We start from the raw sequence: 14,120 nt of genomic DNA, 5'->3' as shown, positions 1-14,120 counted from the left end.
GGAGTAACACTTATGTCAAAATATAGCAAAACCAGACCTACCGTCGCCGATTTAGCCTCGGCTTCAATGAGTCGCCGCCATTTTATGCAATGGTCGGCCACCGGTATGAGTGCACTGCTTGGTGCCTCGGCCTGCGGAAGCGCCACCACCATGACCACTGCGGCCAGTGACAATCGCGTAGGTCTGCAGCTTTACACGTTACGCAGCATGATGGAAAAAAGCGTCAGTGACACCCTTAAACTGGTTGCCAATGTGGGCTATAAAGAGCTGGAGTTTGCCGGGTTCTTCGACAATAACCCCTCTGCAGTGAAAGCCCTTATTGATGAGCTGGGTTTATCCGCGCCTTCTGCCCATGTTCCGCTGCAGTTATTAGAGCAGGATATCGATAAGCAAATTGAAATTGCAAACATCATGGAACACAAATATATGGTGGTGCCATGGTTACCTGCGGAGCAACGCAGTAAAGACATCGCCGGTTGGCAACGTTTGGCCGAACAACTGAATCAGTTTGGCGAAAAATGTAAAGCCAACGGTATTCAACTTGCCTATCACAACCACGACTTCGAGTTTGAAAATATCGATGGCCAACTGCCCTACAACACCTTATTGGATGAATGTGAGGAAAGCCTGGTGGCCATGGAGCTCGACTTATACTGGACGGTAAAAGCCGGTTTCAACCCGGTGGATTACTTTAAACGCAACCCTGGTCGTTTTAAATTGTGGCACGTTAAAGACATGGACAAAAACGGTGAATTCGCCGATGTTGGTAAGGGCACCATTAACTTTGATGACATTTTTGCTAATGCTGAGCTATCTGGCATCGAGCATAAATTTGTTGAACGTGACAGAACCGACAATTTGGTTGAAACCATCAAACAAGGATACCTGGCGGTTAGTCGCTTAAACGATAAATACTAACGCCTGCGTTGGGATTCAACTTTACCCATTGTCGCCCCGCACCCATTCGGGTGTAGGGGCTTATCGAATCACTTTATGCTCACCACAGTTTACGGTGCGCCCTTGCTACAGCAAACCTTAGTCGACATGGCAAGGGTTGACGGTACCCAGTAGTTGCTCAAACTCAGCGCACGGAACAGGCTTACTGTAAAGGTAGCCCTGGCCTATGTCACAGCCAAGTTCAATTAATACCTGTTCATGCGCGGCAATTTCAATCCCTTCAGCAACCACGCTTAAGTCGAAGCTTTTGGCTAGATTAATAATAGTGGCAACCAGGGTTCGGTTGGACTCATCGCTCTCTAGCTCATGAATAAAACTGCGATCTATTTTTAATTTGGTGACCGGAAATTTTTTCAGGTAGGCAATCGCTGAGTGACCAATGCCAAAATCATCCACGGCCACCGATACGCCCATTTCTCTTATTTGCGTTAAGGTAAACAACGCTTGTTGGGGATGTTCCATAATCGCGGTTTCGGTAAGTTCCAGCTCCAGAAACTGAGTCTGTATGGCGTGCTCTTCGATCAGGGCGCCAATATCGGTGATGAAGTCGGGAAAATTAAAATCTTTGGATGACACATTCAGCGATAAGCTTATATTCAGCTTGTTATCCTGCCATTTTTTTAGCTGTTGGCAGCCTTTGCGCAATACCCACTTGGATAGCTCATGAATGATCCCGCTTTCTTCTGCGATCCCAATGAAGGCATTAGGTGCCAACAAACCTTCTTCAGGGTGATGCCACCGGATGAGCGCTTCTGCACCAACAATTTGCTGAGTGAGTAAATTAATCTGTGGCTGATAATAAAGCTCCAGCTCGTCATTTTGTATGGCTTTTTTAAGCTCATTGGCAATTTTAAGCTTCCGATCAGCAAGCTTGGTAATCGCATCGGTATAAAAAGCATAACAGTTTCGGCCGCTCTGCTTGGCTTTATACATGGCTGCGTCTGCAAAGGTCAGGAGCTGGCCGGCGTCCCTGGTATCATTGGGGTAAACCGCAATACCAATACTGACGCTGACGAAAGCCTCTTTGCCATGCAATGAAAAGGGCTGATTCATACATTGCAGAATACTTTGCGCCACCTTTTCCAGATCTTCGACTTTCCTGACTTCTTCCAGCAAAATCACAAATTCATCGCCGCCTAATCGCGACACCGTATCATCTTCTCTGATAATCGATGTCAACCGTGTGGCAACTTGCTTGAGCAGTTCATCGCCCATCATGTGACCCAGGCTATCATTAACCAATTTAAACTGATCAAGATCCAAAAACAGCAGGGCTATTTTATCTTCTGAATGTCGCTTAGTGCGCGATTCCGCGTGCTCAATACGCGACTTTAGCAACAATCGATTGGGCAAATCAGTGAGCGTATCGTAATGCGCTAAGTGCTCAAGACGCTCCTCCGACTGTTTGATTTTGCTAATATCAGACAGCACTGCGACAAAGTGGGTTATCTCGCCCGACGGTTCTTCAAGCTTTGAAATCGACAGCAACTCAGGAAAAACAGTACCGTCTTTCTTGCGGCTCCACACTTCGCCTTTCCAGAATCCATCGCGCAGAATTGACGCTTTGATCAACTCAAATAGTTCAGGCTTGTTTTTGTTGGCACTCAAAAAACGCGGACTCCTGCCCACCACCTCTTCCTCTTGATAACCGGTAATATCAGTAAAGGCTTTGTTCACTGAAATAATTTTGAGGTGTGCATCGGTAATTAAAACGCCTTCCTGGGAATGCTCAAACACTTTAGCGTCTAATCTGAGTCGCTGCTCATTTTCGATGCGTTGAGTAATATCGTGGATAATAGAAAATAGCAGCGTAATTCCCTGCACGGTTACCGGGGATGAATGCACTTCGACCTGACGGATCTGTCCACTGGCGAGTTTATGCGGGAAAACAAAAAAGTTATCCTGGTTGTTTGCCGCTTTAGCCCGCAAGGCTTTAACTTCTTCTGGATCTAACTGGTTAATGTGGTGTATTTTTTTACTGGTTAGTTGGGCATGACTGTAGCCATAATATTGCACTGCCGCATCATTGGCGTCGACAATTTGCCCCGACTCTTTTTCAATCAATAGCATCACAGCGTTATGACCATGAAAAATAGTTCGAAACTTGGCTTCAGACTCAATTAGATTGGTCACCGACTGATTAAAAAAGGCTTGATTTCGGTAACGCCGGTGTAAAAGCCCGAGCAAAACAATTACCAGCAATAAGGCGGTAAGCCATATTGGGTAGTGCACAACAAACTGGTTCCAACCCTGTTTAGGTTCGGCTGCCATAACCCAGCTTCCCCCCGGCAGTTGCACCGACATTCGAACGGGTGACGACTCAAATATAGCCGCGGCACCGGCAAAAACCTCGCCTTTTCTACCGGGCGCGGTTTCCCGTCTGATAGCGATATTCAAGGTTTGCTGCCGGTAGATGCCACTAGCAGCCATAATAGCCGGATAATCCAACACTACTGAAACCAGCCCCCACAGTTCACCTGTGGCATTTATAAAAACAGGCTTGCGGGCAATTAAGCCCGTCCCCCCCTGCACCAGCTTGACTGGTCCGGCAAGAACAGTGGTATTTAACTCAATGGCTTTTAGCACCACCTCTATCTCTTCGGGGCTATCCCGGTAGTCCAGCCCTAATGCTTTTTCATTGCCAGATAACGGGTACATGTGAGTTATTACCATTTCTCTGGCCCCGCTGATATTTTTTACCTGATGTTGGCCCTGCATTAATTGCGCTGCGAAATTACTATATTCTTGTTGGGAGAGCTCAGGATGTAGTGAAATGTAGGCCGCAATTCCCTGAGTTAACTCAAGGTTTTGGTTAACAAGATACTCGACTGCCGCTCTGTACTCGTACAGCTGCTCGGAAACTTCTTTAATATTCGCCTGCTTGTTTCTTTCAGCCCAAAAATATTCACCAAGCAGCGCCAGCACCACCAATAAAGTGACTGACAACAGGCTATTTACAATCAGGCTGAACCTGGCTCTCGAGTAGCGCTTGGTTAAGCGCGCGGTATGTTTCATTACAAACCAGCGTGAGTCATACGTAAAGATATTCGCATTATGTTACCGGCAATTGCGCATGCCATGCTGCTTGAGCCCCTCATAGGTATGGTTCAGGATGAAAATAAAGGCCGTTGAAAGTCGCGTTTTGGTGACCTTGAGCCTAGGGATAAGTGTAATACACTTTTGGTTATTTTCACTCAACTACAGCGGCCGATAAAATGGCAGTTTAGGGGCACTATGGCCGCGATGTTTCAAATTGGGAGGCTATTACAAATTACAAAGGAGGCATTCACTCAGACGCCCATCCATGCACCAGTTTAAAAAATGATGAGGCGGCAAGGGACGGCTAAAATAATAGCCTTGGAAAAACTCACAGCCCATTTCTGAGAGCAAATCAACTTGGTCACTTGTCTCAGTACCTTCAGCCACGATCCGTAAATCCATATGATGGCCAATTGAGATAATCGAGCGAATCAGCTCCGCAGAGCTTTCGTCATGAACTTTATCAACAAATGATTTATCAATTTTCAAAACATGTAACGGCAGCTCGCGTAAGTAAGACAACGACGAGTAACCTGTTCCAAAGTCATCCAATGAAACAGAAAAACCCGCCTCGATGAGCCGGTTTAACCTTTGTACCGCGAAGTCCATATTCTGTAGTAAGCCAGTTTCGGTTAACTCAAATTCAATGTTTGCCGGTTTAACCTGATACTTTGCAACAGTGTCCAGAATAGTACTAACAAAGTCATCTTCAGCGAATTGCAAAGCAGACACATTAACCGACACCACAAAGGAACTCGGTAGCCCCTGAGCAAACCAAGCTTCCAGTTGGCCACAGACGTTGTTAATCACCCAATCGCCCAGTTTTAATATGAGCGCAGAGTTCTCTGCAACCGGAATAAATTCGGCTGGCGAAATAAATCCCTGGGTTGGATGTTCCCAACGTAATAAGGCTTCGGCCCCATGACACTGACCGTGCTGAGTGACCTTAGGTTGGTAAGCAACGCTGAGCTGCGCGCTCGATTGCAGCGCAATAACTAATCCACGTTCTATCTCACGCTGACGATCCAAATGCGCCAATTGCTGCGGATCAAACAACTTCATGCTGCCGCGTCCGCCGTGTTTAGCCTGCTGCAATGCCGTTTCAGCTGCCCGAATCACATCGTAGCGGTTTTGGGTTTGATTAGGATACAGGACCGCCCCCATTGAGCAATCAACCACCAGCGCAATACCCTCGATATCAATGGGCTGGCGAATGATCGCTCTGATAGCCTCCCAATGGATCTTCGTCGCGGCTTCGGGAGCAGCCGTTAAATTTTGTAACACCACGGCAAACTCATCGCCCGCGTTACGGGCAATAAAAATATCATCGCCAACATAATTACCCAGCCGCAGTCCGAGCACTCTTAACACGTGCTCGCCGGTGTCATAACCATAATTACGATTAACTTCGGTGAACCGGTCCAGATCAAATAACATCATCACTGATGTGGTGCCGTCCTGCTGGCTGTGGGCGTAACTGCTATTGAGCACTTCAAACAGACGCGCTTGATTCGGCAACTGCGTACCGTAATCAAAATAGGCCATCTGGCGCAATCTTATCTCAGTTTGTTCACGTCGAATCTCGGCGGTTGCCCGCGCTGCAAATATTTCGATCGCTTGCAGGAGCTTTTTGTCTGGGATAAAAGGGGTGTCATGCAACAGCACCAAAAGCCCGTCAACCTCCCCATCGCCAAGCAGAGGCGTGCCAATATACGACTCCAACTGCAGATCTGTCAGCATTTTGTCTTCAGGAAAGAGCCTGGCAACGCCTTCTGAATAGACACAAACTTCGCTCTGAGCGGCTACTTCACAAGGCGTACCAGAAAGGGTATACGAAAAATTATCGATAACAACGCCATCCTTCATCACGCAATGCGTGTTAATACGTGGCACGGCGGTGTCATCATGTTTTAGACCAATAAAAATGTATCTGGCGCCGCTGAGCTCATAAAGACTTCGCAACATGGATTCATAAAATCGCTCTGAGTCAGTCACTCTGAACCCTTCTGCCAGTTGAGTGATTGCATGTTCAAGTCTGGCTCGTTCGTCAAGTTCTTTGTAAAGCGAGTCTGTGTTGGCTAACGATTCAATTGCCAGTACAAAACAAATCAGTATGTCGATTAAAATAACCGCGAATCCGGCGACGTAAAACAGGTTTATCAGGCCATTGTCTATGAGCACACCTATCATGGCGCCGGTCAACTGGATAAGCACGACCATGAGTAAAATAAAACCATAAAATCGCCGGCGGCTAACAAACGTCACCACTGACATCACCATCATCAAGCCAATAACACTCAGAGCGTAAGCATGGAGAAAATAGCCAGCAATACCGGGCTCACCCCGAACAACGGCAACTTTTTCAGTCGTAAATACGCTGATGTGCTGCAGAGCGGAGATAGTATCAAACCGAAGTGGCAACGGTTTCAGCAGCCCCCAGACCAATAACGCGCCCCCGCAGGCGGCGACAACCAGCGTGAACTTAATAAAACGACGGTCGTCTAGCCACAAGGCAAAAGTCAGATAATAGGCAATCAGCAGAAGCGTTACCGTGTTGGAATGCCATTTAAGCCAAAAAAGTGCCTGTTGAAGTTCCGTAGAGGAATGGTAGCACCAGGAGAAAACCTGATATGCCGTCGCCAAAAGCGTAAACGCGAGCAACGCGATATACTTGGTTTGCCTGGTGCGAACACAGAATATGGCAATCAAAATGGTCATCAGCAAATTCATTGCGATTGACGCAAAAAACAAAGCTGACACAGTGCCATTTTCAAAAAGCATTGGCTTTCCCTGAATGACGTGGCTTTATCCTGCAGGCAAACAGAATCTATTGGCTTCCTGCCTCTTCGGGCTTCGCCTCGTCATAAACATAAACTGACTAAAAATTATGCGGTGATAATAACACGGTAATAAGTCAGCAGAAAAGAATATAACGTAATGATCTAAAAAGTTTATTTAATAAATGCTGTTTTTATTGGCCCATCGCAACAGGGCTTTTAAGGTTAACCACCCGGGCTTTATGAGAGAAGGCTTGGTGTGAATGATTTTTGCAAAATGGTTTTTTGCAATTTGTGTAATAAAGAAGAGCCCGGGTAATTTATATACCCGGGCCCTCGTGTGATGCAGTCTGATATAACAGCTATGGTTATCCGGCTTTGAGATATTCTCTGATCACGTAGTGCAGAATGCCGCCGTGCTGATAGTAGGTAAACTCATTGGCAGTATCAATGCGCACCAACAGCTCCACGCTCAACTGACCGCCGTCAGCCTTGTTAATGGTCATGGTAGTCGTCTTCTGCCCGGCACTTACGCTGGCAATCGAGAATTTTTCATTGCCTTCAATACCTAAGGATTCGGCACTTTCGCCCTGTTTAAATTGCAGAGGCAGTATGCCCATGCCAATTAAGTTAGAGCGGTGAATACGCTCAAAGCTTTCGGCTACCACTGCCTGCACGCCCATCAGGGAAGGCCCTTTTGCCGCCCAGTCACGACTGGAGCCAGTGCCGTATTCCTTACCGCCAATCACAATCGCCGGAACCTGTTCTTCCTTATAGCGCATTGCAGCGTGATAAATCGACATAGCATCCCCACTAGGGAAGTGGGTTGTTGCGCTGCCGCTGGTACCCGGCGCCAGCTGGTTCTTGAGGCGTACATTAGCAAAGGTACCGCGCATCATCACTTCATGGTTACCACGCCGCGAACCATAAGAGTTGAAGTGTTCAGGCGTAACACCCAAAGACTGAAGATATTCACCGGCAGGACTCTGCGGCGCAATCGAACCAGCAGGTGAGATATGGTCGGTGGTGATCGAGTCACCCACTTTCACCAGGCAACGTGCGCCTTCAATGGTGCTGACCGGCTCCGGCGTTGTTGACATGGTTTCAAAAAAGGGCGGGTGCTGAATATAAGTAGAATCCGGCCAGTCGTAAACCGTGGCATCGGATACGTTTAGTTCGTTCCATACCTCACTGCCTTTGAAAACGTCGGCATATTTTGCCTTGAATAACTCGCCAGACACATTATCGGCAATGTACTGCTGAATTTGCTCTTGTGAAGGCCACAAATCCTTGAGGTAAACATCGTTGCCGTTGCGGTCTTTACCTAAGGGGCTGTTAGCGATATCCATTTTCATGTTACCAGCCAATGCATAAGCTACCACCAATGGCGGTGAGGCTAAATAGTTGGCCGCCACGTCGGGGTGGATACGCCCCTCAAAGTTACGGTTACCGGAAAGTACCGAGGTCACTGACAACTTAGCTTTGCGGATAGCGCCTTCAATGGCATCGGGTAATGGGCCCGAGTTACCAATACAGGTGGTACAACCATAACCTACCAGATTAAAACCGAGCGCCTCTAAGTGTGGCATCAGCCCGGCATCTTCTAAATACTGCGTCACTACCTGGGAACCGGGAGCCAGAGATGTCTTAACCCAGGGCTTGCGGGTCATGCCCAGTTCGGCGGCTTTTTTGGCCACTAAGCCCGCGGCAATTAACACCGAAGGATTCGAGGTATTGGTACAACTGGTGATAGCGGCAATCACCACTGCGCCATCTTCTAAGTTAAACGCTTCATCACCAATACGCACGTAAGAGGCATGCTCTTCGTCAACATCAGGTGCAGTGCCGCCTTCGGAAACAAACTTAGCTTCCTCGCTCACCTCCGCTACGTCTATTTGCTGACTCAGCCATTTACTGTAGGCCTGCGCGGCATTATCGAGCGCCACACGGTCCTGAGGGCGTTTCGGTCCTGCCACTGATGGCACTACTTCGTCCAGATCGAGTTCCAGCGTTTCATGGTATTGAGCATCTTTAGTGTTGTCGTCATGCCACAAGCCGGTTTGTTTGGCGTAGGCTTCTACCAGAGCAATCTGCTGCTCGTCGCGACCGGTTAAACGCAGATAATCCAGCGCTACATCGTCGAGCGGAAAAATACCACAGGTCGCTCCGTACTCTGGCGCCATGTTGGCAATTGTCGCGCGGTCGGCGGTGGTTAACGAACCTAAACCGGGACCAAAGAATTCAACAAACTTGCCGACCACGCCGTGCGCCCGCAACTGCTCGGTAATGGTCAGCACCATGTCAGTCGCGGTTACGCCGGGCTTGAGTTTACCTTTCAGTTTAAAACCGACCACTTTAGGCAGTAGCATAGTTACCGGCTGGCCAAGCATGGCGGCCTCGGCTTCGATGCCGCCCACGCCCCAACCCAGCACGCCCAGGCCATTGATCATGGTGGTGTGGGAGTCTGTGCCGACTAAGGTGTCGGGATAAACCAGTGTTTCATCGCCTTGTTCTGTGGCAAACACACAGCGCGCCAGATATTCCAGATTGACCTGATGCACAATGCCGCGGCCAGGGGGAACCACTTTAAAATTATCAAACGAGGACTGCCCCCACTTCAAAAACTGATAGCGTTCTTTATTTCGCTCAACTTCAATCGCGGTATTCTTACTAAAAGAGTCTTCACCGCCAAAATGGTCGACCATCACAGAGTGGTCAATTACTAATTCAACCGGGTTGAGCGGATTAATGGACTGTGCATCGCCTCCCAGCCGGTTAACGGCATCGCGCATGGCGGCCAGGTCGACGATTGCAGGCACACCGGTAAAGTCCTGCAGGATGACCCTGGCCGGCACAAAAGAAATTTCATGATCCTCGGTATCGGCGGTATCCCAGGTTGCGATGGTCTGGATATCTTTTTCTGCAACAAAATCCGTATGTTCGTGTCGGATCAAATTTTCGAGGAGTATTTTGATGCAAAATGGCAGCCTGGAGAGGTCATATTCGTCGGCAAGCTTATCAAAACCAATCGCGGAGTATGTTTTGTTGTTTACCTCAAGTGACGAAAATGTTTGGTATTTCATTTAATCTCATTCCTTTCTGGTTAAACATGAATACATTGAGCACAGCTAATCCTCTCTCAATGCATTTTCCTGACCATCCAAAAAAACCAATAAATATCAGACAAATACAAAAATTCAGGTTAACACTACAGAGTAGCTGTGAAATATATACTTAGTAAGGCATGTAAATAGTGCAAAATCCAGCCGTTTCGCCATGGGTAGTCGTCAACACCATGCTTAGCCTGTATCGCCAACGAATTCGGTCAGGTATGTTATCACTATAGCAAAGACGGGGATTGGGCCCAAACAGACACCGTCATGGGTAGCGAACGCAACCGCTGACACAAAATATATTGTTGATGGCCCGGTCAGGCCACTCAACATATAGTCTTATACGCCAGCTGCCGCTAACTCAACCAGGCATAGCTGAATTTCATAAATACTGATTTTTCACTTGTTGTCAGACCATCGAGGGGCTCTTCTTCTGACGCTGCACTGGCGACACCAATAAAGAAGCGGGTAAGCGGGTTGAGCTTATACGAGTACAGCAACTGGCCGCCAAGTGAACGGGTTTGTGGAGTCACAGCAAACGTATAATTGTCTCGATTCCGGCTGGTATTGTTATAAATACCAATAAAACGCACAAACTGACGGGCGTCGAGCTGATAAGTTAAACGAATATCCGAGATCCGGGCGGTAAAGAGCGCCTTATCTGCAACATCAAGGTCACTGTATATGTGCTTAACCCGCAATTGGGCATGCTTACCAATGTTCACATCCAGGCGCGACTCTAAGAAAGTCTGCTCGCCTAAGCGATTATTGGCAAAATCAACTTGATCACCACGGCGCACAAACGTACTAAAAAACCAGGTTGGATTAGGGCGGGCTTCCACGTAAACACTGCCAGAGGTTTCTTCAAAACGATCGGTATTGCCGGTAATGGTTAGTTGGCTGGCATCATGACGTAACCCAACGCGCTCACGCCTGACTGCGCCAATCTCCACAAAAGACTGCCAGCGCCCCCGAATACTTGCATAAGCTTCCACTTCGCGCTCGATCAATTCGCCCTCGTCATTATGGGTAATATCCCAGTCACCGTTAAGACGGATTCGGTTCCACCAGCTATTTTCGTTCCACCAATAGTAGCCGGTTCCCAGTACGCTTTTATGATAATCAGCCTTGGTTTCAAAGCCGAGATCGGCGCGAAAATCTTTGTCGTTAGCGTAGTGATCAGCGCGGAAGTACCAGTCACGGACTTCATGGCGATAGTTTAGCCGCCAGGCGCTACCGGTAAAACTGCCGTTTTTCTGCACCCGCAATGCAGTTTCTGAATAGTCGCCAGGTTTACTGCAGTCGTCAGCACAGAATTTGTCAACGAGCCCCTCGGGGTATTGTGTATCAGAGCTAACATACTGAGCACGAATAGTATCTTGCTGAGTAAGCCGGTATTTCACGTCAATAGCATTCACATGGTTATGATAATCGCCGGACTGGCGAAGTGTTGTAACCGTGCCAACTGAAAAGTCATTGTTATAATCAAATCGATAGCGCAGTGCACCATTAATCGACTCGTCGTCAATAACGGCAACACCCGAACCAAGGTTACCCGGTATCAGAAAAGTGGTATTGGCATCATCGGCCAGAAATACACCAAAGGTATGTTTGCCGGTTTGGCCTGTAAGCTTTACCCCGTAGTCGGGAGCGCCAATATTGCGGGTATAAACTAAATTTTGATTGGAGGAAAAGTAATCGGCATTTTCGACGAAGAAAGGCCGTCTTTCTGAGAAAAACAGCGCGAACGTATTATTAATACTGACCTGCGCATCATCGGCTTCCACCTGAGAGAAGTCCGGGTTCAGCGTTGCCTGCAACGACATCTCCGGAGTAATGCCCCATTTAATGTCCAACCCCGGCTCTGTCACCTCATAATCCTGCCAGCTACTGCTGCTGAAGGGATCACGCTCACGCCCTTTCCCTAGCACCAGGGTTGGTACCAGGGCTAAGTTACGCCCCTGAGTGGCTTGTTCAAACCCCGCGACCTGCCCTAATTGACACAAGGCACAGGCATTGTCTCGGTCAAGGGGAATATTGGCGATTCGCAGACGTTCTTCGCGCGGGTAAAAGCGCACAAACTCTGCGCCCCATATTTTATTGCGTTCACCTTCTTTAAAATTCATCACCCTTAACGGGATGGCCATTTCAACAATATATCCTTGTGTGTTGATCGCTCCTGCTGACTCCCATATCGCATTCCAACTATCACTTTCATTGCCGGTCATTTCATTTTCGACGGCATCTGTCTGCACACCTAATGGATTGGCAAAAAACTGGTATGCCAAACGGCCATTATTAAAGGTATCAAGCTTTAACCCCACCAGATCATCACTCCAGACCTGGTCACGATCGCGAAAGAAGGCGCGAATGTTTTCAGGTTCAGGATCGCTGGCGATAAAGACGATAAACAAGGTTTCGCCGTTTTCGAATATACGGACTTCCGTTTTAACCGGCGCAGCAGTATTAATATACGGCCGCGTAACATAATCTAGGGTAATAACCTGCGCATGCTGCCACTGAGCTTCGTTTGCTTTGCCATCAATGGCGACTTCGCCGGCAATAAACGGTATATGATTGAGCACAGTCTTATTTGCGCTATTCGTTGCCAGCGCCAGTGGCTTTTCGTCGGCATGTAACGAGAGACTACACATCAATGTGATGCACGCTATCCAGAATCGATAATTCATAATGTCGTTCAGTGCTGTTTTTGTAATTTTAAGGATAGACTTTGCCATACTCAGGCAGTTCGCGTTTTTAATTTCGATAAACACCGGAGCTGACACGACCAAAGGTTCACCGCTGATGATCTTGCTTACTTTTATTGCGGTGTTGGCTGCGGTAGTAGTGGCGCCACTGTTTAGCAAGGTAAGCCGCGTGCCCCCTCCAGCTTGCCATCGCCAACAATAACCATGGGGCATGGCTGGTTTGAATCATTAATTACCGGCTCGTAGACTCACGTACCACGAGTTCAGGTACAAATACATGTGAAGCGCCAACTTGCGTATTGCCTCCACGGCGTCGGCTTTGCAGCGACTGGATGAGCGACGCAGTGGCTTGTTGGGCTATTTGCGCGGTGGGCTGCGATGCCGTCGTTAAAGGTGGAAAGGTTTGCCGTGAGAAGGGGCTGTTTTCGAAACCGGCGATAGCCAGTTGACTCGGCACATCAACCCCTTCCATACGGGCACCAAATAAGGCCCCCGCGGCGATTTCATCATTACAGGCAAATACCGCTGTAGGTCTGTCTGACTGAGCGAGAAGTTGCTTAATTTTTTCAACGCCCGTGCCAAAGGAATAGGTTCCTTGCAACATATGCGCATGCTGGACGTCAATACCATAGGTCTGCAGCGCACTTAAATAACCGCGCTGGCGTTCCCGTGTCGAATTATGCTTCTGTTCACCCGCAATAAACGCAATGTCCCGATGCCCTTGTTTAATCAGGTGTTCGGTGATCGCAAACGCAGCGCGAAAGTCGTTTACCAGTACGCAGGGATGCTTAGTGCCGAGAGCTTCCTCTCCCGACATTATACGCACATACAAAATGCCCTTCTCATCCAGCGCACTGAGTATGTCAGGCATTTCTGACAAAGGAGGCGACAAAATCACTCCCGCCAACCGGGCACTTTCCACCATCGCGAGTAACTCGTCAATAATGCTGTGGCTATTGGCATCACAGGGATGGATCAGCAACTCATAGCCGCAGGCCCGACATTCATCGAGAATACCGTTTTGCATGGCCAGAATGTAATACGCATTGGGGTTATCATAAACATACCCTAAAACGTAGTTGTCTCGCCCTGCTAAATCACGCGCCGCTTTGTTTGGTTTGTAGTTCAGCGCAGCAATGGCGTTTTGCACTTTGACCAACGTGTCCTGTTTTACCGTTCCCTCGTTATTGATCACACGTGATACGGTCTTAATAGATACACCAGCATACTCAGCGACACTTTTTATTGTGGCAGACACGATGCCTCCATATTATTTTAAACCCGATTTTAATTATATTTTTCAAAAGCTTAAAAAACAAAAATTAATACCGTTAAAAAATTGCATTTGCAAAGGGTAATTTCTTGCTGTAGGTTACCATTTAATGACAACGCTGTCATCAGACTTGTAATGTCAAAATTATGCTGTTGTTATTTTATTTTAATTATTATGACAACGCTGTCATAGCATTCTGATAGCAAGTGCTTCAGTGATGCAATAGCCAAAAAATGATGGCACGTCAGCGTTT

At 47.8% G+C, this 14,120-nt stretch carries 6 protein-coding genes; 1 reads left to right on the top strand and 5 read right to left on the bottom strand.

Annotation, left to right across the window (positions count from 1 at the left end; genetic code table 11):
- Positions 1-12 precede the first annotated feature (12 nt).
- Positions 13-918, top strand: coding sequence for a sugar phosphate isomerase/epimerase family protein (locus OIK42_RS03460; protein WP_273638391.1), 906 nt, complete (start codon positions 13-15; stop codon positions 916-918).
- A 117-nt stretch (positions 919-1,035) separates the two neighbouring features.
- Here the strand turns inward: OIK42_RS03460 and OIK42_RS03455 are convergent, their stop codons facing one another.
- The 5 genes from OIK42_RS03455 to OIK42_RS03435 all read right to left on the bottom strand — a co-directional run bounded on the left by OIK42_RS03455 (position 1,036) and on the right by OIK42_RS03435 (position 13,852).
- A complete protein-coding gene (locus tag OIK42_RS03455; RefSeq protein ID WP_273638390.1) occupies positions 1,036-3,972 on the bottom strand; it encodes a bifunctional diguanylate cyclase/phosphodiesterase in 2,937 nt (978 codons plus the stop codon).
- A 249-nt stretch (positions 3,973-4,221) separates the two neighbouring features.
- Complete coding sequence (locus OIK42_RS03450; RefSeq protein WP_273638389.1) at positions 4,222-6,777, bottom strand: putative bifunctional diguanylate cyclase/phosphodiesterase; 2,556 nt, start codon at positions 6,775-6,777, stop codon at positions 4,222-4,224.
- Positions 6,778-7,141: 364 nt separating this feature from the next.
- The gene (acnA, locus tag OIK42_RS03445) at positions 7,142-9,856 is read right to left on the bottom strand and encodes an aconitate hydratase AcnA (RefSeq protein WP_273638388.1); all 2,715 of its coding nucleotides are present in this window, start codon (positions 9,854-9,856) and stop codon (positions 7,142-7,144) included.
- 386 nt (positions 9,857-10,242) lie between these two features.
- Entirely contained in the window at positions 10,243-12,753 is a 2,511-nt protein-coding gene (locus tag OIK42_RS03440; protein ID WP_273638387.1) for a carbohydrate binding family 9 domain-containing protein, read from the bottom strand.
- Positions 12,754-12,826: 73 nt separating this feature from the next.
- On the bottom strand, positions 12,827-13,852 hold the full coding sequence (locus OIK42_RS03435; protein ID WP_273638386.1) for a LacI family DNA-binding transcriptional regulator: 1,026 nt from the start codon (positions 13,850-13,852) through the stop codon (positions 12,827-12,829).
- Between the last annotated feature and the right edge of the window lie 268 nt (positions 13,853-14,120).

Origin of the sequence: Alteromonas gilva (assembly GCF_028595265.1) — a bacterium.
Taxonomy (GTDB): Bacteria; Pseudomonadota; Gammaproteobacteria; order Enterobacterales; family Alteromonadaceae; genus Alteromonas; species Alteromonas gilva.
The sequence above is the reverse complement of the archived record's forward strand: the minus strand, read 5'-3'. Positions and strand labels throughout refer to the sequence as shown.